Source organism: Rhodococcus sp. NPDC060090, from assembly GCF_042729855.1.
GTDB lineage: Bacteria > Actinomycetota > Actinomycetes > Mycobacteriales > Mycobacteriaceae > Rhodococcus.
Genome location: NZ_JBHWXB010000001.1, coordinates 161,392 through 183,026 on the forward strand (window position 1 = coordinate 161,392; position 21,635 = coordinate 183,026).

At 67.4% G+C, this 21,635-nt stretch carries 20 protein-coding genes and 2 riboswitches; of the genes, 11 read left to right on the plus strand and 9 right to left on the minus strand.

Features of this window, described 5'->3' with window-relative positions; all coding sequences use genetic code 11:
- Window positions 1-176 precede the first annotated feature (176 nt).
- From ACFWCF_RS00735 to ACFWCF_RS00750, 4 genes are read left to right on the plus strand one after another with little or no spacing between them, the layout of a single operon-like run.
- Entirely contained in the window at window positions 177-2,504 is a 2,328-nt protein-coding gene (locus ACFWCF_RS00735; protein WP_378555940.1) for a xanthine dehydrogenase family protein molybdopterin-binding subunit, read from the plus strand.
- A complete protein-coding gene (locus ACFWCF_RS00740; protein WP_378555942.1) occupies window positions 2,501-3,388 on the plus strand; it encodes an FAD binding domain-containing protein in 888 nt (295 codons plus the stop codon). The genes ACFWCF_RS00735 and ACFWCF_RS00740 overlap by 4 nt, the downstream gene beginning before the upstream one ends.
- Window positions 3,385-3,867, plus strand: a complete 483-nt coding sequence (locus ACFWCF_RS00745) for a (2Fe-2S)-binding protein (protein ID WP_378492610.1) — start codon at window positions 3,385-3,387, stop codon at window positions 3,865-3,867. The genes ACFWCF_RS00740 and ACFWCF_RS00745 overlap by 4 nt, the downstream gene beginning before the upstream one ends.
- 1 nt (window position 3,868) lies before the next feature.
- Window positions 3,869-4,705 carry a mycofactocin-coupled SDR family oxidoreductase gene (locus ACFWCF_RS00750; protein ID WP_378555944.1) on the plus strand — a complete coding sequence of 279 codons (837 nt, stop codon included), beginning with the start codon at window positions 3,869-3,871 and terminating at the stop codon, window positions 4,703-4,705.
- Here the strand turns inward: ACFWCF_RS00750 and ACFWCF_RS00755 are convergent.
- Together ACFWCF_RS00755 and cbiE are read right to left on the minus strand one after the other, a co-directional pair.
- The gene (locus ACFWCF_RS00755) at window positions 4,698-5,453 is read right to left on the minus strand and encodes a cobalt-precorrin-4/precorrin-4 C(11)-methyltransferase (RefSeq protein WP_378492612.1); all 756 of its coding nucleotides are present in this window, start codon (window positions 5,451-5,453) and stop codon (window positions 4,698-4,700) included. The genes ACFWCF_RS00750 and ACFWCF_RS00755 overlap by 8 nt on opposite strands.
- Window positions 5,450-6,649: a precorrin-6y C5,15-methyltransferase (decarboxylating) subunit CbiE gene (gene cbiE, locus ACFWCF_RS00760; protein ID WP_378492613.1), complete on the minus strand. Its 1,200-nt coding sequence runs from the start codon at window positions 6,647-6,649 to the stop codon at window positions 5,450-5,452. Before cbiE ends, ACFWCF_RS00755 begins: the two co-directional genes overlap by 4 nt.
- 40 nt (window positions 6,650-6,689) lie before the next feature.
- Window positions 6,690-6,886, plus strand: a riboswitch (cobalamin riboswitch).
- 33 nt (window positions 6,887-6,919) lie between these two features.
- Between cbiE and ACFWCF_RS00765 the strand changes: the two genes are divergently transcribed.
- From ACFWCF_RS00765 to ACFWCF_RS00785, 5 genes are read left to right on the plus strand one after another with little or no spacing between them, the layout of a single operon-like run.
- Entirely contained in the window at window positions 6,920-8,815 is a 1,896-nt protein-coding gene (locus tag ACFWCF_RS00765; RefSeq protein WP_378555946.1) for a VWA domain-containing protein, read from the plus strand.
- On the plus strand, window positions 8,815-9,429 hold the full coding sequence (cobO, locus tag ACFWCF_RS00770; RefSeq protein ID WP_378492615.1) for a cob(I)yrinic acid a,c-diamide adenosyltransferase: 615 nt from the start codon (window positions 8,815-8,817) through the stop codon (window positions 9,427-9,429). Before ACFWCF_RS00765 ends, cobO begins: the two co-directional genes overlap by 1 nt.
- A gap of 3 nt (window positions 9,430-9,432) precedes the next feature.
- Window positions 9,433-11,826, plus strand: a complete 2,394-nt coding sequence (locus ACFWCF_RS00775) for a cobyrinate a,c-diamide synthase (RefSeq protein ID WP_378555948.1) — start codon at window positions 9,433-9,435, stop codon at window positions 11,824-11,826.
- Entirely contained in the window at window positions 11,808-12,881 is a 1,074-nt protein-coding gene (locus ACFWCF_RS00780; RefSeq protein ID WP_378555950.1) for a cobalamin biosynthesis protein, read from the plus strand. Before ACFWCF_RS00775 ends, ACFWCF_RS00780 begins: the two co-directional genes overlap by 19 nt.
- A 42-nt stretch (window positions 12,882-12,923) precedes the next feature.
- Window positions 12,924-13,478, plus strand: coding sequence for a hypothetical protein (locus ACFWCF_RS00785; protein ID WP_378492618.1), 555 nt, complete (start codon window positions 12,924-12,926; stop codon window positions 13,476-13,478).
- Here ACFWCF_RS00785 and ACFWCF_RS00790 read toward each other — a convergent pair.
- The 4 genes from ACFWCF_RS00790 to ACFWCF_RS00805 are packed head-to-tail and all read right to left on the minus strand — an operon-like array spanning window position 13,453 to window position 16,723.
- Window positions 13,453-14,193 (minus strand): cobalt-precorrin-6A reductase, encoded by a 741-nt coding sequence (locus ACFWCF_RS00790; protein WP_378555952.1) that lies wholly within the window; start codon window positions 14,191-14,193, stop codon window positions 13,453-13,455. The genes ACFWCF_RS00785 and ACFWCF_RS00790 overlap by 26 nt on opposite strands.
- Window positions 14,190-15,683 (minus strand): cobyric acid synthase, encoded by a 1,494-nt coding sequence (locus ACFWCF_RS00795; protein WP_378555954.1) that lies wholly within the window; start codon window positions 15,681-15,683, stop codon window positions 14,190-14,192. Before ACFWCF_RS00795 ends, ACFWCF_RS00790 begins: the two co-directional genes overlap by 4 nt.
- Window positions 15,684-15,692: 9 nt before the next feature.
- On the minus strand, window positions 15,693-16,472 hold the full coding sequence (locus ACFWCF_RS00800) for a CbtA family protein (protein WP_378556651.1): 780 nt from the start codon (window positions 16,470-16,472) through the stop codon (window positions 15,693-15,695).
- Window positions 16,473-16,510: 38 nt separating this feature from the next.
- Window positions 16,511-16,723, minus strand: coding sequence for a CbtB domain-containing protein (locus tag ACFWCF_RS00805; protein WP_378492621.1), 213 nt, complete (start codon window positions 16,721-16,723; stop codon window positions 16,511-16,513).
- Between the two features lie 29 nt (window positions 16,724-16,752).
- Window positions 16,753-16,904: riboswitch (cobalamin riboswitch) on the minus strand.
- A 38-nt stretch (window positions 16,905-16,942) separates the two neighbouring features.
- Here ACFWCF_RS00805 and ACFWCF_RS00810 point away from each other — a divergent pair.
- Window positions 16,943-17,479, plus strand: coding sequence for a histidine phosphatase family protein (locus ACFWCF_RS00810; protein WP_378555956.1), 537 nt, complete (start codon window positions 16,943-16,945; stop codon window positions 17,477-17,479).
- Between the two features lie 3 nt (window positions 17,480-17,482).
- On the opposite strand, the gene ACFWCF_RS00815 is transcribed toward ACFWCF_RS00810, so the two are convergent.
- The 3 genes from ACFWCF_RS00815 to ACFWCF_RS00825 form a co-directional block, all read right to left on the minus strand.
- Entirely contained in the window at window positions 17,483-18,412 is a 930-nt protein-coding gene (locus ACFWCF_RS00815) for a cation diffusion facilitator family transporter (RefSeq protein ID WP_378555958.1), read from the minus strand.
- A 241-nt stretch (window positions 18,413-18,653) separates the two neighbouring features.
- Window positions 18,654-19,778: an aromatic acid exporter family protein gene (locus ACFWCF_RS00820; RefSeq protein WP_378555961.1), complete on the minus strand. Its 1,125-nt coding sequence runs from the start codon at window positions 19,776-19,778 to the stop codon at window positions 18,654-18,656.
- A gap of 4 nt (window positions 19,779-19,782) precedes the next feature.
- Window positions 19,783-20,199 (minus strand): DUF3151 domain-containing protein, encoded by a 417-nt coding sequence (locus tag ACFWCF_RS00825; protein ID WP_378492625.1) that lies wholly within the window; start codon window positions 20,197-20,199, stop codon window positions 19,783-19,785.
- Between the two features lie 80 nt (window positions 20,200-20,279).
- Between ACFWCF_RS00825 and ACFWCF_RS00830 the strand changes: the two genes are divergently transcribed.
- Window positions 20,280-21,488, plus strand: coding sequence for a hypothetical protein (locus tag ACFWCF_RS00830; RefSeq protein WP_378555963.1), 1,209 nt, complete (start codon window positions 20,280-20,282; stop codon window positions 21,486-21,488).
- Window positions 21,489-21,635: the final 147 nt, after the last annotated feature.

Consider the following 21,635-nt stretch of genomic DNA (forward strand, 5'->3'; position numbering starts at 1 on the left):
CACCCCTCGGATGTCAATCACCCCAGGAGGCGCCGTTCTGCGACGTCACACGGCACACCCGGGCCCCGCACCTGCGAGAAGAACATGCTCTCTTCAAGAGAATGTGATTGACACCTCACTTCGGAGGGTGCTAGACACTTGCTCAGCATCCACCGAAGGCCGAGGTGAGAATTTCTGTGACAAGGCCCAGCATTTCCGCTTACGTCGGGACTCGCATCAAGCGAGTCGAAGATCCCCGACTCCTGACCGGCGCAGGCATGTTCGTCGACGACGTGACACGTCCCGGCATGCTCCACGCCTGCTTCGTGCGCAGCCCGTTCGCACGCGCCCGGATCGTCGACATCGACGTCTCCGAGGCCCTCGCTCTCGACGGGGTTCATGCGGTGTACGTCGCCGCCGACCTCGCACCCGGAATCCACGAGCAGACCTACGCGCTCGACGGCCCGTACATGCCGAGCCTGAACTGGCCCCCACTTGCCGAGGACGAAGTGCGGTTCGTCGGCGATCCCGTCGCGCTGGTCGTGGCCGACGACCGGTACATCGCGGAGGACGCCGTCGAACTCGTCGCCGTCGATTACGACCCGCTGACACCGGTCGTCGACTACACCACCGCGGATCGGTCCGACGACCTGGTCCACGCCGCCCATCCGGCGAATATCGCCGCGGCCATGGGCGGCCCACTCCCGGACGAGCTGGCGAAGACGTTCGACGCCGCCGCCCACGTGGTGACCCGAACGATCCACCAACAGGCCTACATCGCCGTGCCGATGGAGACGCGCGGCCTCGTCGCCGAATGGTCGGCCGGCGAGATGACCGTCTGGGCCTCCACTCAATCCCCGCATGAGGTCCGAGGCTTCACTGCCCGGCTCCTCGGGCTCGACGAGCACAGCGTCCGGGTGATCATGCGCGACACCGGCGGCGGATTCGGACAGAAGGTCGTTCCGCAACGCGAGGACATCGCCGTGCTGCTCGCCGCCAGGAAACTCCCGGCCGCGGTGAAATGGATCGAGGACCGGCAGGAACACATGATGTCGGCAGGCATGGCCCGCCAGGAGTGCGGCGACGCGCGTTTCGCGTTCGACGCCGACGGCAAGCTGCTCGGCGCCTCGATCGACCACGTCCAGAACGTGGGCGCCTACCCGATTCCTTCCCCGGTGACGTCCGGGGCGGTTGTCGGGATGCTGTTCCCCGGACCTTATCGAGTGCCCGCGGCCGCGTTCTCGATGAAGCTGACGTACACGAACACCGTCGGCCGGGTCGCGTATCGCGGGCCGTGGCAGTTCGAATCCCTGGCGCGCGAGATGCTGCTCGACGTCGCGGCACGTCAGATGGACATCGACCCCGTCGAACTCCGGCGACGCAACATGCTCAGCGCCGCCGACCTGCCGCTCGCCAACCCGCTGGGCATGCCCTACAACGACTCGACGCCCCTCGAGACCTTCGAGCACGCCCTGTCGATTCTCGACTACGACGCGTTCCGGCAGGAGCAGGAGCGCGCCCGCGCCGAAGGTCGCTACATCGGGGTCGGTACATGCACCTACATCGAACCGACCACGGGAGCGACACCGTTCCATTCCACGGAGGGCGCCACGATCCGCATCGAACCGTCCGGCAAGGTGAACGTCTACGTTGCGGGTGGGTCCACGGGCAACAGCCTCGAGACGTCCACCGTTCAGCTCACGGCCGATGCCCTCGGGGTCGACATCTCCGATGTCCACACCATCCAGGGCGACACCGCGATCACCCCGTTCGGCGCCGGAACCGGCGGTAGCCGCTCCGGGTCGATGATCGCGGGGGCCGTCCGGGAGACCGCGTCGGTGCTACGCGACCGGATCCTCGCGATCGCCGCGCACAAGCTCGAAGCCGCGGTCGAGGACATCGAGTTCGTCGGCAGTCGCGCGACGGTCCGTGGCGTCCCGAGCGTCGGAATCACGCTGAAAGAGATCGCCGAGATCTCCTACTTCCAGGCCGAGACTCTGCCGGCCGGGGTACCTCCGGGACTCGAATCCAGCGGCCGCTACCACTCCCCGTCCATGATGTTGTGGGCCAACGCCACCCACGTCTGTACGTGCGAGGTCGACATCGAGACCGGGGCCGTGAAGATCCTCCGATTCATCGTCGGGGAGGACTGCGGTCCGATGATCAACCCCGACATCGTCGAGGGCCAGATCTACGGTGGCACCGTCCAGGGAATCGGCGGCGCACTGTACGAGCACCTGGCATACGACGACGACGGCAACCCCGTGACCACGACGTTCATGGACTACCTGCTCCCCACTACCGACACCGTCCCCGACATCGAGATCGGGCACGTCGAGTCGCCCAGCGCCGGGCCCGGCGGATACAAGGGCGTCGGTGAAGGCGGCGCGATCGGAGCGTCCCCCGCCGTGGTCAACGCCGTTGCCGACGCCTTGGCACCCTTCGGAGTGGAAGTGAGCAGCTTGCCCTTGTCCCCCGCCACGATCATCAAGATGCTCGACGAAGTGCAGGCGGTGAAGGCATGAAACCCTCGGCGTTCGATTATCACGCACCCGACACCGCAGCCGATGCGGTCGCGCTGATCGCCGAGCTGGGCGACGAAGCCAAGTTCATAGCGGGCGGACAGAGCCTGATGCCGATGCTCAACCTGCGTCTCGCCGTGTTCGATCACCTTGTGGACCTGCGCAAACCCGCAGAGCTACGCGGCATCGAACAGCGCGGCGACGCGGTGTGGATCGGTGCGGGCACGACGCACTCGACGGTCGGGCGCTCCGCCGAGCTCGCGACCGCGGTTCCGCTGCTGGCCCGCGCGACACCGTTGATCGGCCACTTCCAGATCCGCAACCGCGGCACCCTGGGAGGCTCGATCGCCCACGGCGACGGCGCAGCCGAATACCCTGCGGTCGCACTGGCACTCGACGCCGATATCGAGGCATTGTCGCCCCGGGGCCGGCGCACCATTCCGGCCTCGGAGTTCTTCACCGGCATGTGGACCACCGATCTCGAAGCCGACGAACTGCTCACCGGCGTGCACTTTCCGACGTGGACCGGCCGGTGTGGTTTCGCGATCGAGGAATTCGCCCGCCGTACCGGCGACTTCGCACTCGCCGGGGCAGCGATCGCGATCCGCCTCGACGCGGCGTCGACACTCGACCGTTGTGCGATCACGCTGTTCGGTGTGGCTCCGACGCCCGTCCGCGCCACCGCGGTCGAGTCGGAACTCCTCGGACGGAACATCCGAGAGATCGAGGCCGACGAGGTCGGGCGAAGCGCACTGGACTCCCTCGACACGGTCTCGGACGACCTGCACGGCCCCGCTGCCTACCGCCGTCGGGTGGGAGCGACGATCACAGCACGTGCGTGGCGTCGTGCGGTGGACGAGGCAACCACTCAGGAGGGTTCCGCATGACCAATGTAGACATCGAAGTTCGTGTCAACGGGAGTTCGCGTCGCCACTCGGTGCCGCCGCGTTTGACTCTCGCCGACTACCTCCGGGTCGACTGCGGCCTCACCGGTACGCATCTCGGCTGCGAACACGGTGTGTGCGGTGCGTGCACGGTCCTGCTCGACGGGGAGGCGGTGCGCGCCTGCCTCGTCTTCGCGGTCCAGGCCGACGGCGCCGAGGTCACCACCATCGAGGCGATGGCGTCCGACGACGGGACGCTCTCGCCGGTCCAGGCCGCGTTCCGGGACCATCACGGTCTGCAATGCGGTTTCTGCACACCCGGGTTCATCATATCGGCGACGGCATTTCTGGAGGAGAACCCGTCGCCGACCGACAGTGAGATCCGGGAAGCACTGTCCGGAAACATCTGTCGATGCACCGGGTATCAGGGAATCATCGCGGCAGTGAAGTCTGCCGCGTCCACCACGAGCACAGGGGAATGACATGACGGGACGGGTCGAGGGGAAGGTCGCCTTCATCACGGGCGCAGCACGTGGCCAAGGGCGCAGTCACGCAGTGAGATTGGCCGAAGAAGGAGCCAACATCATCGCAGTCGACGTCTGTAGGCAACTCGACGGGGTGCCGATCCCGATGTCGACGCCCGAAGATCTCGAGGAGACCGTGTCGCTGGTCGAGAAGGCGGGCGGCAAGATCTACGCCGCTCAGGCCGACGTCCGCGACATGGCCGCGATGCAGGCCATCGTCGACGACGGTGTCGCGCAGTTCGGGCGCCTCGACATCATCTGCGCCAACGCGGGACTCGCAAGTTCGGGCGATCGCCTCGATGCGCTCGACGAGAAGGGCTGGCGCGACATGATCGACGTCAACCTCACCGGTGTGTGGATAACGACCCGAGTCTCGGTGCCGCACATGCGTGAAGCAGGCAACGGCGGTTCGGTCATCCTCACCAGCTCGGTCGGTGGCCTGCGGGCACTGCCCAGTGTCGGACACTATGTCTCCGCCAAGCACGGCATGATCGGCATCATGCGCACTCTGGCGATGGAGCTCGGCGAGGAGAGCATCCGCGTCAACGCCATCTGCCCGACGCAGGTGAGTACCCCGATGCTTCTCAACGAGCCGACGTTCAAGATGTTCCGTCCCGATCTCGAGCACCCGACGAAGGACGACTTCGCTCCGCTGTCGCAGATGATGCATGTGCTGCCGACCCCGTGGGTCGACGCGATCGACATCAGCAACGCGGTGCTGTTCCTCGCGTCCGACGAATCGCGCTTCATCACCGGCGTCTCGCTGCCGGTCGACGCCGGCGCGATGCTCAAATAGACCGGTCGCGCGCCGGATCGTAGAGATGTGAGCACGCCACGTCGGGTGTGTCCCGGACACCGAGGGCACGCCCGACGAGGATCACCGCAGTGTGCTTCAACTTCGCAGCCTCGACCTGGTCTGCGATGTCGGCGAGCGTGCCGCGCAGCACGATCTGATTCGGGCGCGACGCGAATGCCACCACCGCCGCCGGACAGTCCGGACCGTAGGTCTCGGCGAGTTCGGCTGCGAGCACGCGTATCCGGGTGATCGCCAGATGCAGCACCAGGCTCGCCTTCAGCCCCGCCACCCGAGTGAGCGCCTCGGTGTCGGGCATCGACGTCGACCTCGCCTGCGTGCGGGTGAGCACGACCGTTTGCACGAGTTCCGGCACGGTCAGTTCGGTGCCGAGGGTCGCGGCGGCAGCGGCGTAGGCCGGGACACCCGGCGTGACGTCCCAGGCCACGCCCTCGGCGTCGAGGCGCCGGGTCTGCTCGGTCAGCGCCGAGTACAGCGACGGGTCGCCGGAGCACAATCGCACCGCGTCGAGTCCGCGACGGTCGGCGTCGACGAGGTGCGCGGTGATCCGATCGAGGTCGAGATGCTGGGTGTCGATGAGTTCGGCGTCGTCGTTGCAGTGCGCGAGGATCTCGGCGTCGAGATAGGTACCCGCGTACAGCACGACCGGAGCGGCGCGGAGCAGGCCGACGGCGCGCAGCGTCAACAAATCTACAGCGCCTGGGCCTGATCCCACGAAATGTACTGTCATTTTTCGCCTTTCACGACATTCCATTGCACCACCGGTCGCAGCGACTGCCAGCCGGTGAATGTTCCTATCGATGAGGCCTGTTCGACGGACAACCGCGACAGCTCGCCTCCATATTTCTTCCACCACTGCACGAGCACGGCCTCGGTCTCGAGGGTCACCGAATGCACGACGAGGCGACCACCCGGTCGCAGTGCCTCCCAGCAGGTGTCCAGCACACCGTCCCGACTCCCACCACCTCCGACGAAGATCGCGTCGGGGGTATCCAGTTCGGAGAGCGACTCGGGTGCACCACCTCTCACGATCGTCAGCGACGGCACACCGAGCCTGGCCGCGTTGCGCGCGATCGCGTCGGCGCGAGTCGGGTCCTTCTCGATCGCGATGGTGCGGCAGCGCGGATCCGTTCGGGCCCACTCGATGCCGACGGATCCGGCACCGGCACCCACGTCCCACAGCAGTTCTCCCGGCCGCGGCGCGAGTGCGCATACCGCGGCTGCCCGGATCGGGCGCTTACTGAGCTGACCGTCGTTCTCGAAGCACTCGTCCGGGAGTCCGGGGGCCGTGGACAGCCCTTCCGCCCCGACGCACTCGATGCACAGGAGACTGAGTTCCGGGGCGAGAGAGCCCACGAAAGTGATTGCTGTGCCGTCGATTCGATTCTCTTCACCGCCCAGGTCAGCGAGCACCGTCACTGCGGCATCCGCGAACCCCTCCTCCACGAGCAGCCGCGCGATCTCGCCGAGGCTCGACGACGTCGAGGTCAGCACGATCAGGCGTCGGCCGCGCGTCAGATAACGGCGCAGGGCGTCGACGTCGCGTCCGACGAGGGTGACCGTGTCGCATTCCTCGGCGGCCCACCCCATGCGGGCTCTGGCGAGAGTCACCGATGACACCGTGGGGATCACCTCGACGGCGTCGCGGCCGAGCCTGCGGATGAGGGTCGAGCCGATACCCGAGGTCAGCGGGTCGCCGGACGCGAGTGCCACGACCATCCCGGTATGCCGGGCCAGCAGGTCGTCGAGACCGCTCAGCAGCGGGGACGGCCACGGCTCGCGGACCGCGTCGGTCGGCGGGATCATCGAGAGGTGTCGTGCGCCGCCGAGGAGCGTGCCGGCAGCGAGCACGCGCTCCCGGCCGATCGCCGACACACTGCTCCACCCGTCGGCGCCGATACCGACGACCGTGATCCGTGAACCCATGGCCGTGAACCCTAACTCAGGACGTGTGGCTAGACTCGTCCGCGGCAAGACACTCGAAGGTGCCCTTCACAGGGATAATCGGGAAGCCGGTGAGAATCCGGCACAGGCCCGCTGCGGTGACCCGGGAGTCGTCGATCATGCGCGTGAGCGCAACCACTGGACCGTCAGGTCCGGGAAGGTGATCGCACGACGCTCGACCGGGAAGTCCGAATACCGGCCTTCGAACAGTTGCCGAAGTGGACATCCCAGCGGGAGCCTGTGGAGGTTGGAATGCTCGTGTATCCGTTCAGCGCGGTCGTCGGTTCCGACGACCTGTCGCTGGCCCTGACGTTGTGCGCGGTGTCGCCGTCGATCGGCGGAGTGCTGGTGCGCGGCGAGAAGGGCACCGCCAAATCGACCATGGTTCGCGCACAAGCAGCGCTGTTACCGCAGGTCGCGGAGGTCGAGGGCTGCCGGTTCGCGTGCGACCCGTCCTCCCCCGACCCGCACTGCCCCGACGGTCCTCATCCGGTCGACGCGCAGTCGCACCTCCGGCCGGCACGGCTCGTGGAGTTCCCCGTCGGCGCGAGCGAAGACCGGGTCACCGGGTCGCTGCATCTGGGCAAGGCCCTGTCTGCCCGAACTGCCGAATACGAACCCGGTCTGCTCGCCCTCGCTCATCGCGGAGTCCTGTACGTGGACGAGGTGAATCTGCTGCACGACCACCTGGTGGATCTGCTGCTCGACGCTGCCGCCATGGGTCGGTCCACGGTGGAGCGCGACGGGGTGTCCGTCGGCCACGCCGCCTCGTTCGTCCTGGTGGGCACCATGAACCCGGAGGAAGGCGAGCTTCGCCCGCAACTTCTCGACCGGTTCGGTCTCGCCGTCGACGTCGCGGCTCCACGCGACCCGCAGTTGCGCGTCGAGATCGTGCGTCGCCGAATGGCATTCGACGCGGATCCTGAATCGTTCGTCGCGCAGTGGGCGCAGGCCGAGGCCGAGTTGTCCCGGCGGATCGCTGCAGCGCGCGACCGCGTGTCGACGGTGCGCCTGGGCGACGCTGCCCTGGTGTCGATCGCCGAGATCTGCGCGGCGTTCGACGTCGACGGCATGCGCGCCGATCTCGTCACCGCCAAGACCGCGGTCGCACATGCGGCGTGGGCCGGTCGTGACGAGGTGACCCGCGAGGACGTGGCCGTGGCCGCGAAACTCGCGTTGCCGCATCGGCGGCGCCGCAACCCGTTCGACAATCCCGATACCGATGATGATCTGCTCGACGAATTGCTGAATCGTCCCGATTCGCAGCCTGATCCCGACCTCGATCCCGACGACGACCCCGACGGTGGCGGCGCGCCCGACCCGGAAGACTCCCCGGCAGACTCAGCGTCCGGCTCGAGTGGCAGCGCCCCGACCTCGGTGGATGCGCCGGCCGATCCGTACCGGACACGACTGTTCTCCGTCGACCGCACCGGGCGTGGTGTCGCGGGTCGCCGGTCGAAGGCGGCAACCACCATCGGGCGCACCGTCGGCGATCGTGCGGGCGACAGCGGCCCCGTCCACCTGCCCGCCACCATCCGCGCCAGCGCCCTCGGTTCGGACGGGTGGCAGGTTCGACGCAAGGTCGTCGAAGGGCGGGAAGCGAACCTCGTGCTGCTGTGCGTCGACGCGTCCGGTTCGATGGCAGCGAAGCAGCGGATGACGCAGGTCAAGACCGCGATCCTATCGCTGCTGCTCGACGCGTACCGACGTCGCGACACGGTCGGTCTCGTAACTTTCCGCGGCGACGACGCGACCCTCGTACTACCCCCGACGAACTCGGTCGACATCGCGGCGGCGCGCCTACGGGAGCTTCCCGCCGGTGGCCGCACTCCCCTCGCGGAGGGCCTGGCCGAGGCCGCCGAGACCCTCCGCCGGCATCGGTTGCGCGACCCGGATCGGCGGGCGCTGCTCGTCGTCGTCACCGACGGGCGCGCGACCTCGGGTGCCGACGCGGTCGCCCGCTCGCTCGAAGCCGCCGATGTCCTCGCTACCCAAGGAGTCGCGGCGGTGGTCGTCGACTCCGAGACCGGTCGCTTCCGGATGGGACTCGCGGCGCAGCTCGCCGACCGGCTCGGCGCCGAATATGTGCAGGTGGGCGAGGTACATGCCGATGCCCTCACCTCGATCGTGCGTGGAAGGGCAGCCTGATGCCGAAGGGACAACCCGAGGTCGTACCGAACGACGGGCTCACCACCCGCCAGCGCCGCAACCGACCGCTGCTGATGGTCAACACGGGCGACGGCAAGGGCAAATCCACCGCCGCGTTCGGGTTGGCGTTGCGCGGCTGGAATCAAGGCTGGTCGGTCGCGGTGTTCCAGTTCGTCAAGTCCGCGAAATGGCGCCTCGGTGAGCAGACGGCGTTCGAAACCCTCGGTGAACTGCACGACGAGCGCGGTACAGGCGGCGCCATCGAGTGGCACAAGATGGGCTCGGGCTGGTCGTGGTCGCGCAAGGAAGGCAGCGACGAGGACCACGCCGCCGACGCGCTCGCGGGGTGGCGTGAGATCCAGCGACGCCTCGCCGCCGAGCAACACGGCCTGTACGTCCTCGACGAGTTCACGTATCCCATCAAGTGGGGTTGGATCGACGTCGACGAGGTCGTGCAGACGTTGACGTCGCGGACCGGGCATCAACACGTGATGATCACCGGGCGGCGCGCCGATCCCAAGCTGATCGAGGTCGCCGATCTGGTGACCGAGATGACGAAGATCAAGCATCCGATGGATGCGGGGCAGAAGGGCCAGAGGGGCATCGAATGGTAGAGGATGCAGCATGGTAGAGGGTGCAGCGTGGTAGCCATTCCGCGCTTCGTCGTTGCCGCACCGGCGTCCGGACACGGAAAGACAACCGTGGCAACAGGTCTCATGGCCGCCTTGCGGCGCGCCGGGCACAACGTTTCGGGGCACAAGATCGGCCCCGACTACATCGACCCCGGGTACCACGCGCTCGCGACAGGCCGCCCCGGACGCAACCTCGATCCGCACCTCGTCAGCGACGACCTGGTTGCACCGCTGTTTCTGCACGGCGCGCACGGCGCCGACATCGCGGTAGTCGAAGGCGTCATGGGGCTGTACGACGGGATGCTCGGCACGGACGGATATGCGTCCACTGCCCACGTCGCCGGCTTGCTGGGCGCGCCGGTGATTCTCGTCGTCGATATCTCGCACGCGTCGCGGTCGATTGCCGCAATCGTTCACGGCATGGCGTCGTACGACCGGGGTGTCCGCCTCGCCGGTGTCGTTCTGAACAAGGCGGGGTCGACGCGGCACTCGGACGAGGTCATCGCCGCGCTCGAGTCCACCGGCATCCCCGTCCTCGGTGTACTACAGCGCGACGACGGGATCTCGGCGCCGTCGCGGCATCTGGGACTCGTACCCGCTCAGGAACGTGTCGAGGCCGCCGGGCAGCTGGACCGTCTCGCCGCGCAGATCTCCGAACACATCGATCTCGGCGAGGTCCTCCGGATCGCGCATTCCGCATCCGATCTTCCCGATACACCGTGGGAGCCTCCCTTCATCGGCGCCGACGGTCCCGTGATTGCTGTGGCAGGCGGGCGGGCATTCACGTTCCGCTACACCGAGGCCGAAGAGATCTTGCGCGCAGCCGGTTGCCGGACGGTCACCTTCGACCCGTTGCGCGACGAGGCCCTACCCGACGACACCGCCGGTGTCTATCTCGGTGGCGGATTCCCCGAGGTGCATGCCGCAGACATCTCCGCCAATGCGCCCTTGCGCGAACACCTTCGCGTTGCCATCGCAGGTGGGGTACCCACCGTCGCCGAATGTGCAGGCCTGCTGTACCTGTGTCGCGACGTCGATGGCACGGACATGGTTGCAGCGCTGGACGTCTCCGCACATATGACGCCGCGGCTGACACTCGGCTACCGCACCGCGATCGCGCCCGCCGACGGTCTGCTCGGTCCTGCCGGAACCCGGGTGACGGGTCACGAATTCCACCGCACCACCGTCGAACCCGGCTCCTCCCCCGCCTGGCTGCTCAACGGACGTCCGGACGGCTTCGCGACCGCGACGCTGCACGCGTCGTACTTGCACACGCATTGGGCGGGGCATCCGCAACTCGCGGAGCGTTTCGTCGCTGCTGCTCGCGCGGCCACTCCGGTGGCCGCACCACCTCGGAAGCCCCGTGTCGCGGGGGTGGACCTGCATCATCACGGCGACCGCGACGCCACCGACGGTCTCGTCGACCTCGCGGTGAACGTGTCGCGGAGGTCGCGGCCGCAGTGGCTCGACGACGCGTTGCGATCCTCGCTCGATTCTCTCGACCGCTATCCCGACTCCGGTGCTGCTCGCGCCGCACTCGCACGGCGGCACCGGCGCAGCATCGACCAGGTACTACCCACCGCGGGAGGCGCCGAAGCGTTCACCTTGATCGCGCGGGCGCGACCCTGGCGGATGCCGGTGGTGGTGCATCCGCAGTTCACCGAACCCGAGGCGGCCCTGCTCGCTGCCGGTCACGAGGTGCGGCGCGTGTTGCTGCGCGCCGACGAGGGGTTCCGACTGGATGCCGACGCGGTGCCGGGCGGCGCGGATCTCGTGATCGTCGGTAATCCCACCAATCCCACGTCGGTGCTGCACCCGGCTTCGACGCTGCGGTCGCTGGTGCGTCCGGGCCGTGTCGTGGTGATCGACGAGGCGTTCATGGATGCGGTGCCGGGCGAAACGGAATCGCTGTCGAACGAGAGCATCCCCGGTCTGATCACGGTGCGGTCGTTGACGAAGACGTGGGCGATCCCCGGGGTGCGCGCGGGATACGTCGTCGGTGACCCCGCGGTGCTCGCCGATCTCGCGGCGCAACAACCGCCGTGGTCGGTGTCGACGCCCGCTGCGGCAGCGATGATCGCATGCGCCGCACCGCAAGCCATCGACGAGGCAACCGTGCTCGCCGACGAGATCGTGACCGACCGAGCCGCGCTCGTGGAAGCGCTGATAGGTCTCGGGCTGGAGGTCGCGGGAGACCCCGCCGCTCCATTCGTTCTCGTCCGGGTTGCGGTGGGGACACGGGAAGAATTGCGTTCGAAGGGATTCGCGCTACGCCGCGGCGACACGTTCCCCGGGCTCGGCGACGAGTGGGTGCGGATCGCCGTCCGCGATCGTGCCACGACCGCAGCCCTGGTCGACGCATGGCGGTCGATCTTGTGAGCGTCCCGTCACGAGCCGCGGGCCTGGTGCTCGGATACGCAGCCGATCAGGTGTTCGGCGATCCACGTCGCTGGCATCCGGTGAGCGGATTCGGCCGGCTCGCACGCGCCACCGAGAAGGCCCTCCACTCCGACAACCGCGCCGCAGGTGTGGTGTTCACGTCGGTGCTCGTCGGATCGGCGGTTGCACTCGGCGGCGCTGCCGACCGTGCCACCCGATCGCGGCCTTGGCTGCGCACCGCCGTCACCGCCGGCGCAACCTGGGTGGTGCTCGGGGGCCGCTCCTTGAGCCGCGAAGCACGGACCCTCGACGCCCAGCTGCGCGACGGTGATCTCGCGGCCGCGCGGGTGCAGGTGACGCATCTGGTGGGGCGCGATCCGTCCCGACTCGACGCGAACGGTATTGCCCGCGCCACCATCGAGTCGGTTGCCGAGAACACGTCGGACGCCGTTGTGGCGCCGCTCCTCTGGGGTGCACTGCTCGGCCCGGCCGGGCTCCTCGGCTACCGCGCCGCGAACACTCTCGACGCCCGCGTCGGTCATCGCACTCCACGTCTCGAGAAGTTCGGATGGGCGTCGGCACGGTTCGACGATCTACTCAATCTGGCGCCCGCGCGGTTGTCCGCGCTGCTCGCCGTCGGCCTGGGGCCCCGGCCGGGGGCTGCGATGCGTGCGTGGCGACGCGACGCGCACAAGCATCCGAGTCCCAACGCCGGGCCGGTGGAGGCGTCGTTCGCGGGCGCTCTCGGTGTGCAACTCGGTGGTGTCAACGTCTACGACGGCGGCACCGAAGACCGCGGCACACTCGGCGACGGACCGGCACCGAAGCCCGAAGACATCGGTCCCACCGCGCGGCTCGCGTCCCGGGTGGGGCTGGGCGCGCTGGCAGTGGCCGCGCTCATCGCCTGCGGGTCTCGGGAATCGAGTGTGCAGTTGTTGCGCCCACTACCTGAGAAAGTCCAGGTGGCGGAATCACGAAGTGCACACTCGATCTCTCGACGGGGGGAAACACCCGGCCGGTTGTGGCGTAGATCACGCTTGAGTGCAACACTGTAATCAGTGCAAAACTGCACGTCGATCCGTCCGAGGAGGACGATCATGCGAAATCCACGTATGCACTCACACGGCTTCGGTCGCCCCGGGGGCTGGCAACAGGCGGATGTGCCCGATGCCGGCGACGCCGAGGAATGGTTCTCCGGCCGCCTACCCGACGACTGGTTCACCGGGCCTGCCACGGTGGAGGTCGACCGCGAAGAAATCATCGTGACCGGCGAACTTCCCACACCCGACGACACCTCCGACGCAGCCGTCGAAGGACGCATCTCCCGGTTCCGGGAAAGCACCCGCCCCGAACGGATGCGCATCGCCGACGAGGCCGAGGCCCGATACGGCCGCAAAGTCGCGTGGGGTGTCACGCTCGGCGGCCACGACGTCCTGTTCACCCATCTCGCGGTGCCTGTCATGACGCGACTGCGTCAACCCGAACGCAAGGTCCTCGACACTCTCGTCGACGCCGGAGTAGCCCGATCACGCTCCGACGCGCTCAAGTGGACGGTGCGACTCGCCGGACAACACACCGACGAATGGCTCACCGAACTGCGGGAGGCGATGAAGAAGGTCGACGACCTCAGATCGGAGGGGCCACAGATCTGAGTACCCAGGCGACGGCCTCGTCGACCGACGCCACCAGTGCGACTCCGGCAGGTGCTGCAGGGCGACGCACCACGATGACCCGCACCCCGAGTTCACCGGCGGCAGCAAGCTTCGCCCGGGTGAGTTCCCCACCCGAGTCCTTCGTGACGAGGGTGTCGATCCCGTTGTCCCGCATCAGCTTGCGCTCACCTTCGACGGTGTAGGGCCCGCGGGCCTGCACCACCGTCCAGGACGCAGGAACCTCGTCGTCGAGTGGTTCGACGACCCGCACCGTCACCCGATGCCCACCGAGTGGGCCGACGAAGCGGTCCAGTGTCTGACGTCCGGTACTGAGAAAGATGCCCTCGCCGGTCGCGGCTGCGGTAGCAGCGGCGTCGTGGCCGTCGACCCAGACCCAAGTGCCGTCGTCCGCCCACCCGGGGCGTTGCAACCGCAGGAGCGAGACGTTCGCATGCGCACATGCTGCTGCCGCGTTGGCACTGATCCCCGCGGCAAACGGGTGTGTCGCGTCTACGACAGCATCAATGCCGTTGTCGCGCAGATAGTTCGCGAGCCCGTCAACGCCTCCGAAACCGCCGATGCGGACCGGCCCCACCGGTAGTCGCGGATTCCGGACACGGCCCGCGAGCGACGACACGAAATCCACTCCCCTGTCGTGCAGGGCACCTGCGAGCGCCCGCGCTTCCCCCGTACCCCCGAGGACGAGCACCGTCATCGCAGCGTTCCCGACAGGGTGGGCAGCACCGGTGCGTCCGTCAACATCGAGAGCAGTGCATCGACGTCGAGATGCTCGTCGATCATGTCGGCGAGAAGCTCGATCCGTTCGTCACGCGCCGACGCGAAACTCACCGTTCCCGTACAGATCTCACGTCCCGCCGCCGCAGCGACCTCGCGCAGCCACGCACCACGGAGTTCGTCTCGTTCGAGGCTGCCGTGCCACATCGTCCCGAAGACGTTGCCGCTGCGCGCACCACCGAGAAACTCGTCGGCGTGGCCGACTTCCACGCGTCCGTGATGGATCTCGTAGCCGGATGCAGACGCACCCAGCGCGGCTCCGGAAGGCAGCCGTAGGACTTTGTCGGTTCCGAATTCTGTTCGGACGTCGAGCAACCCGAGCCCGTGCGCTGACGCCCCGGGGTGCCCCTCGACTCCGTGCGAGTCGTTGATCTCGCGTCCGAGCATCTGGAATCCGCCGCAGATCCCCAACACGGCGCCGCCCGCACGGGCGTGATCGATGATGGCGGTGTCGAGACCGCGCGACCGCAGCCACTCGAGGTCGGCAAGTGTGGCGCGGGTGCCCGGCAGGATCACGACGTCGGCATCCGCAAGTGCGCGCGGATCGTCGACGAAACGGACCCGCACATCGGGTTCGAGGCAGAGCGCGTCGACGTCGGTGAAGTTACTGACGCGCGGCACCATCACCACCGCGATCGTGAGGGCACCGTCGCCGTCGTGTGCGGGTCGCGATGTGAGAGCAAGGGAATCCTCGGAGTCGAGCCACAGGTCGCGTTGCCAGGGCAGGACGCCGAGTACGGGACGTCCGGTGAGCTCGCAGAGCGAATCGAGGCCCGGTGTCAGCAAACCCACATCGCCGCGGAACTTGTTGATCACGAACCCTCGGATCAACTGCTGATCAGCGGCATCGAGCAAGGCCAACGTTCCGTACATCGATGCGAACACGCCGCCGCGGTCGATGTCACCGACGACGATCGTCGGCATGCCGCCGTACTGAGCGAGCCCCATGTTGACGTAATCGTGTGCGCGCAGGTTGATCTCGGCGGCACTTCCTGCGCCTTCGCACACCACGACGTCGAAACGGCTGCGCAGATCGTCGAATGCGGCGAACGCCGCCTCCGCGAGATGCTTCCTCCCGCCCGCGAATTCTCCCGCCTCGAGAGTTCCGGCAGGACGACCACGCACCACGACGTGGCTGCGCCGATCACTGCCCGGCTTGAGCAGCACCGGGTTCATCGCGGATTCCGGCACCGCACGTGCGGCGACGGACTGGATCCACTGGGCGCGCCCGATCTCCACCCCGTCGCCGGTCGCGGCATCGACCGCGACCATCGAGTTGTTCGACATGTTCTGCGCCTTGAACGGCGCGACAGTCAGGCCCCGCCGCGACAATGCCCGGCAGATACCGGTAACGACGACGGACTTACCTGCGTCCGAGGTAGTTCCGGCAACCAGAATCCCAGTTCCCATGGCGTCAGGCTACGACCCGAACGCGCGGGCCCGAACGCGCGACGCACGTTCGGTGAGAAACGCGAAGATGAATCCGAGTGCCGCCCACAAGGTGACCTGCACGGTGAACGAGGCAACCCGGAACTGCCACAACAGGCTTGCCGGGAAATCGTCACTCACTTCGTCGATGGTCGGCATGACGAGGTAACCCACACCCACCACTACGAGGAACGCGATCAGCGGTCCGACCATGCGGACGGTGTGCAGATCCTGGTTCGCGAGGGCCTTCGCGACCGCGACCGCCACCGCGATGGCGACAAGGCCGAGCACGACTGCGGCGAACCACCACAACGTGCGCTCGTTGATGGTGTCGGGATCGCCCACCGCCGGTGGGTTCGCCGGGTACTTGAAGAACGGAACCGCTTCGATCGCCAGCCACGCGGCACCCGCACCGGTCAGCGCCAGCTTCCGGCCGGGCATGTCGGTGTAGCGGCGGGTGAAGTGCAGCACCGACGCGTACAGCGCACCGAGCGCGAGGCCTGCCAGGCTGGTCGCGAGAAACAGTCCGGCCTTCTGGCCGGTGCGACTCACCTCGGCGTAGCCGCCGTGGCTGTGACTGTGCGCGTCCTCCTCGACGACTGCGGCGCCACCGTGGTCATGGTCGGCCGCTTCACCTGCGGCTTCTTCGATCGCAATGGCTGCCTCGATGTGAGGTTCGCCGACGACGAATGCCACCGCACCGGCCAGCAGACCCGCGAGCAGGCCGGCGAGGAGGCCACGTAGCAACAACTGGACAAAACTTCCCGACAGGATCGCCTGTCCGCCCGGCGACGTCGGCCGAGTATCGCTCAGTGACACGGGAGGCCCAGGAGGTGCCGGCCGTCGTGCATCAGTTCGTGCATGAACATGCCCGTACGAGAAATCGCACCCTGGTCGAATCCGACCAGATAGAGCACGACAAAGGCGAGGATCACCGTCGCGGCCAGCGCTACAGCGAGCCCGGCCGAGCCGAGTGAATCAGCCGAGCCGAGTGAGTCGTCGGGTGTATGGACTACCGCCATGACAACCTCCTGGGATTACGCGTCCCATCCGAAAGGCCACGTGCCGTGGGAGTGTTCTGACTTCCGGAAATCTGCGATCTCCGGTCTACAGTGGCGCGACCGTTCCGGATTCTCACCGGATTCCCTGCACCTCGGCACATGCTTACCGACGAACTTTGGCACCACGGGTAAGTCGATGTCAAACGGAGAAGGCGGCACCGGGAGGTGGACACTGTGCCCGTGACCCGCCTGTTCCTGACCTCCCACGCCTCCACCCACGCGCAGCAGCGTGTGCGATTCCCGGCCGACGATCCGATCTCCGAGCGCGGACGACGTGAGCTCGAACGTGTCGCACCACCGGTGGTCGATCGCGCGTTCACGGCACCCGAGATCCGCGCCGTCGACACCGCAGCAGCTCTCGACTGGCCGGCGACTGTCGAACCGGCTCTGCGCGACCTCGACTACGCGAACTGGTCCGGTGTACCGATGGACAGCATCCCGGAACTCGAACTCGCGGCGTGGCTGTCCGATCCCAACGCAGCACCGCACGGCGGCGAATCGATCGCCCACCTGATCACGCGCGTGGGGGCGTGGCTGGACACGGTCGACGAGTCGCCCGAGCGCATCGGGGTGGTCGCGCATCCGGCGGTGGTCAAAGCCGCGACGGTCTGTGCACTCGGGGCACCCGTCACAGCATTCTGGCGTGTCGACGTACGTCCCCTGAGCGTGACGCGATTCAGCGGTCGCGGCGGTCGCTGGACGTTGAAGCTGAGCTGAGGTTCACCACGTCACGTCTTCCTCGCACTTGCGCCCGTCGACCGTCCGTTCCACCTGCACGGTCGCGTGGTCGAGTCCGTGCGACGACAACGTCGTACGTGCCGAGTCGAGCACCCAGTTCGCGTCGTGGTCGCTGACGAGGTGCACGGTCGCCACGTCCATTCCTGTGGTCAGGGTCCACACGTGCAGGTCGTGAACGCCGGACACCCCGGGCAACGCAGCGAGATCGGCCCGGACGGCGTCGACATCGAGGTGGCTCGGCGACGCCTGCGTCAGGATGCGGAGCGATTCGGCGGCGAGCCGCAGCGCGCGCGGCACGACCCACAGGGAGATCAGCACACCGACGACGACGTCGGCGAAACTCCATCCGAACGCCAGGACCAGCACGCCGGCGACGAGAACGCCGACTGAGCCGAGTGCGTCGGCGAGCACTTCCATGTAGGCGCCGCGCACCGCGAGACTTCCTTTGGCATCGGCGCGCAGGAGCAACATCACGACGATGTTCGCTCCGAGACCTGCCGCTGCCGTGAGGATCAACGGGGCACCCGGGATGTCGGGGGTGTCGCCGATCCGGTTGATCGCCTCGTACATCACCCACGCCGCGACGCCGAGCAGCAGAACCGCATTGGCCATCGCGGTGAGCACTTCGGCCCGGTGCCAGCCGAAAGTGCGGGCAGCTGCGGCGCTGCCGCGGCGGGCGAGGATCAGCGCGACCATGCCCATCGACACGCCGACGACGTCGGTGAGCATGTGCCCGGCGTCGGCGAGCAGTGCAAGCGATCCGATCCACAACCCGACTACGGCTTCGAGGAGAAGGAACACACCGAGAACGGCGAGGGAGATACCCATCCTGCGGATGGTGCGGTCCGACGGCCCTGCGTTGCGCCCATGGCCGTGACCGATGCCGTGTGAATGTCCGTGACCCGAGCTCATGGCCCTCCTTCGAGATCCGCGTCATCGTATGCACAAATGCGCATGTATACAACCGCTACGTCCCGGCCACGTGGGGCTCCACGGGCGCGTGCACAATGACGCCGGCGTTGCTGACACACACAGCAGGGGAAGTCCGGTCGAAATCCGGCGCTGACCCGCAACGGTGGACTGTCGAATTCGACAGTGAGCTCATGCGTACGGTCGAGGGCCGACGCGTCCTCGACCTGCTGGGACTGGTCGATCACTCCTCCGGCGGGTAGCCGGGCTTCTCCACGGTGGGCGGCAATGTCGCGAGCGCCGAAATGCGTTTGAGTCCTGCGGTTTGGAGCAGATCGACGAGCAGCGAACGGATCTGCGCGAACACCACCGTGGCCGAGACCCCGGCGCCCTCGACCAGCTCCGGGTTCATCTTCCTTGCAACACTGCGCAACACCCGGGCCGCCTCCGCCTCGTCGGGTTGTTCACCCGGTTCGGCGAGCATCATCTCGCGGAGCACCTCGAGCGCATCCGCGAGTTCGTTGACAATGACGACGAGCCGAGAGTCGAGGATCTCGTCGTCACGGACCAGGGTCAGTGACCGCCGCGCGAGGACACGGATATTGCGCACCGCGTTGTCGATGGGGTCGGCCGCGGCCGTCAGCCGCGCGAGTCGCGGACGACTGTTCCAGTAGAGCGGGGAGATTCGGCTGATCTCGTGACCACCCTGGAGGTTGTTGCGCATGGAGTCGATTGCCGATTGTGTGGCACGAGCCTGCCGCAATGCCGCCTCGATAGGTTTCGGATTGTTCTCGACGAGACCGGTCTCCACCTTCCGCAGAACCTCGGCCGCGGTCTCGAGGATGTCTGCAGCGTTCTTCCTCGCACGACGTACCGGGTGGGTGGGGATCAGCGCGACCACGGCGATCCCCACCAGGCCGCCGACGAGTGCGTCGACCATCCGGTCGATGCCACCCGTGCCGCCGGGAGGGATCAGGGTGGCCACCAGGACCGCCGAGTTGCCGGCCTGCATCGCGAAGATCGGCCCGCTGTTGAGCGCCACCGCCGCCCCCATGGCGATCACCACGACCAACGCGATCTGCCACGGACCGCTGCCGATCTGCGACACGATCAGGTCGCCGACACCGATGCCGACGGTCACGCCGCACACGAGTTCGACCGACCGTCGCAGTCGCGCGCCCAGGGACAACCCGAGCGACACGACCGCCGCGATCGGCGCGAAGAACGGCTGTGGATGGCCGATCCATGCCGTCGCAACCCACCAGGCGATACCGGCAGCGAGCGCGCACTGCACGATCGGCAGTGCGGACGAGCGGAGACGCTGGGACGACTTCCGCAGTTTCCGACGGAAGTCGTCCCTGGTGGGCAACGACCTACTCGACGCCAAGTTCCTCGGCCGCGCGGGGATCGCAATCCTCGAGCAGATCGAGGCACCGCGCGTGCTCGTCCGCTTCGCCGATCGTCTTCGCCGCTCGCGCGAGCACGGCTACACAGCGCAGGAAACCGCGGTTGGGCTCGTGGCTGTAGGGCACCGGACCGAAGCCCTTCCACCCGTTACGACGCAGCTGGTCGAGGCCGCGATGGTAGCCGGTGCGCGCGTACGCGTAGGCGGCGATCGTCTCGCCGGAGTCGAGCGCTGCTTCCGCAAGGTATGCCCATGCGATCGATGCGGTCGGATGCTCAGCCGCGACCTTCGCCGGGTCCTCGTGGTTGAGCAGGTCCGACTCCGCTTCATCGTCGCCGGGGAGGAGAGTGGGCTTGGGTCCGAGCAGATCACCGAATGAGGTCATGGCGCCCATTCTGCCCTTCTCACCCCCACCCTCGATAAGCTCCCCACATAATCACCCATCATCCGAACGAGGTGCAGCGAGTGCCGGAGCCGAAGAACGAAGACCCGACCGAAGACTCGACGGAATCGTCAGCAGGCGAGGTCGCGGATACCGGACCGGCCGATACTCCCGACGAGGTCGACACCACGGAGAAGAACTCGGAGAAAGATTCGGAGAACACCGCGGACGAAGCGCGGGAGACCCCGGCTCCCGATGACGAAGACGAGGGCGCTGCAGCTCAGGAGGCGAAACCCAGCACCCCCGCAGCCGAGCAGCTCGCGGTCGAGGACTCGGCGCTCGTGGAAGACACGGAAGACACCGAAGATGAGGAGGACACCGAAGCGCCGGCCGAATCGGCGGAGACTGCACATTCGCGGGAGACTGCAGATTCGGCGGAGACCGCGGATGACGTCCTCTCGGACGACGAGCAGGAAAGCGGTGGAACGTCAGCGAAAGACGACCCGGTCGCTGCGGAGCCTGAAGACAGCGAGCCGAACACCTCGGTAGAAACCGGCGAAACCGCTGAGCCGGATCCCGCCGAGGCGAAGACGGTCGCGATGCCGATCGCCAAGAAGGCCGAGCCCCCTGTAGCCGAGCCCCCTGTAACCGAGCCTCCCGAAACCGAGCACTCGCAGAAAACTCCTCAGCCCGAGCCACCCACGCCGGATCCGTCCGAGGCACCCACGACGCAGATCCCCGTCACCAGCCATACCCCGAAAGCCGAGCCGCAGCGCATCGCGCCGCGTGTACCCGAACCACCGCGTTCGGAGCCTGCACCGTTCCGGCCCACCCCGGCACCGACACGGATCCCTCCGTCCCCGCGCAAGGGCCGCGCGAGGTGGATGGTCCTGGCCGGTGTCGCCGCCGTGCTGGTGATCGCCGTCATTGCTGTCATCGCATTCATGCAGTATCGGGAGAGCAACTCTCCGGAAGCCCACATCCGCGCGAGCATCGACGAGTTCGTGGATGCGCTGAGTACAGGCGACCTCACGACCCTGCAGACCTCGACGTGCGGGGGCTTGGCGGAGTTCTATGCGACGGTCGACCCCGCGGAGTTCGACAGCATTCACGAGTTGGCTGTGGAGCAGGGCTCGGTGCCCGTCGTGTCGAGTATCGACAAAGTGCAGATCACCGACAACACCGCGATCGCGGAGGTCACCGCTCACACGATGGGCGAGCCGTCGGATGTCACCGCTCGCACGTTCGACCTCGCGCTCCAGGGTGAGGAGTGGAAGGTGTGCGACGAGTAGCTGCGCAGACCGGATACGACGAAGAAGGGGCGCCGGCTCGAGCCGGCGCCCCCGCGTGGGGTCAGGATTAAATCTGGTGTTTTAAATTGGGGTCACCCAGCGGGCCCCCGGCAATTGTTGGGTTGAAGCCCCCAACAAGCCAGCGGG

Coding starts and splice junctions, on each gene's coding strand:
- cbiE (WP_378492613.1), bottom strand. CDS start 6,649: ATGGGTTCACGGATCACGGTCGTCGGTATCGGCGCCGACGGGTGGAGC.
- ACFWCF_RS00745 (WP_378492610.1), top strand. CDS start 3,385: ATGACCAATGTAGACATCGAAGTTCGTGTCAACGGGAGTTCGCGTCGC.
- ACFWCF_RS00795 (WP_378555954.1), bottom strand. CDS start 15,683: ATGGGAACTGGGATTCTGGTTGCCGGAACTACCTCGGACGCAGGTAAG.
- ACFWCF_RS00805 (WP_378492621.1), bottom strand. CDS start 16,723: ATGGCGGTAGTCCATACACCCGACGACTCACTCGGCTCGGCTGATTCA.
- ACFWCF_RS00815 (WP_378555958.1), bottom strand. CDS start 18,412: ATGAGCTCGGGTCACGGACATTCACACGGCATCGGTCACGGCCATGGG.
- ACFWCF_RS00790 (WP_378555952.1), bottom strand. CDS start 14,193: ATGACGGTGCTCGTCCTCGGGGGTACGGGGGAAGCGCGGGCGCTCGCA.
- ACFWCF_RS00750 (WP_378555944.1), top strand. CDS start 3,869: ATGACGGGACGGGTCGAGGGGAAGGTCGCCTTCATCACGGGCGCAGCA.
- ACFWCF_RS00825 (WP_378492625.1), bottom strand. CDS start 20,199: ATGACCTCATTCGGTGATCTGCTCGGACCCAAGCCCACTCTCCTCCCC.
- ACFWCF_RS00780 (WP_378555950.1), top strand. CDS start 11,808: ATGGCGGTCGATCTTGTGAGCGTCCCGTCACGAGCCGCGGGCCTGGTG.
- cobO (WP_378492615.1), top strand. CDS start 8,815: ATGCCGAAGGGACAACCCGAGGTCGTACCGAACGACGGGCTCACCACC.
- ACFWCF_RS00775 (WP_378555948.1), top strand. CDS start 9,433: ATGCAGCATGGTAGAGGGTGCAGCGTGGTAGCCATTCCGCGCTTCGTC.
- ACFWCF_RS00785 (WP_378492618.1), top strand. CDS start 12,924: ATGCGAAATCCACGTATGCACTCACACGGCTTCGGTCGCCCCGGGGGC.
- ACFWCF_RS00755 (WP_378492612.1), bottom strand. CDS start 5,453: ATGACAGTACATTTCGTGGGATCAGGCCCAGGCGCTGTAGATTTGTTG.
- ACFWCF_RS00765 (WP_378555946.1), top strand. CDS start 6,920: ATGCTCGTGTATCCGTTCAGCGCGGTCGTCGGTTCCGACGACCTGTCG.
- ACFWCF_RS00740 (WP_378555942.1), top strand. CDS start 2,501: ATGAAACCCTCGGCGTTCGATTATCACGCACCCGACACCGCAGCCGAT.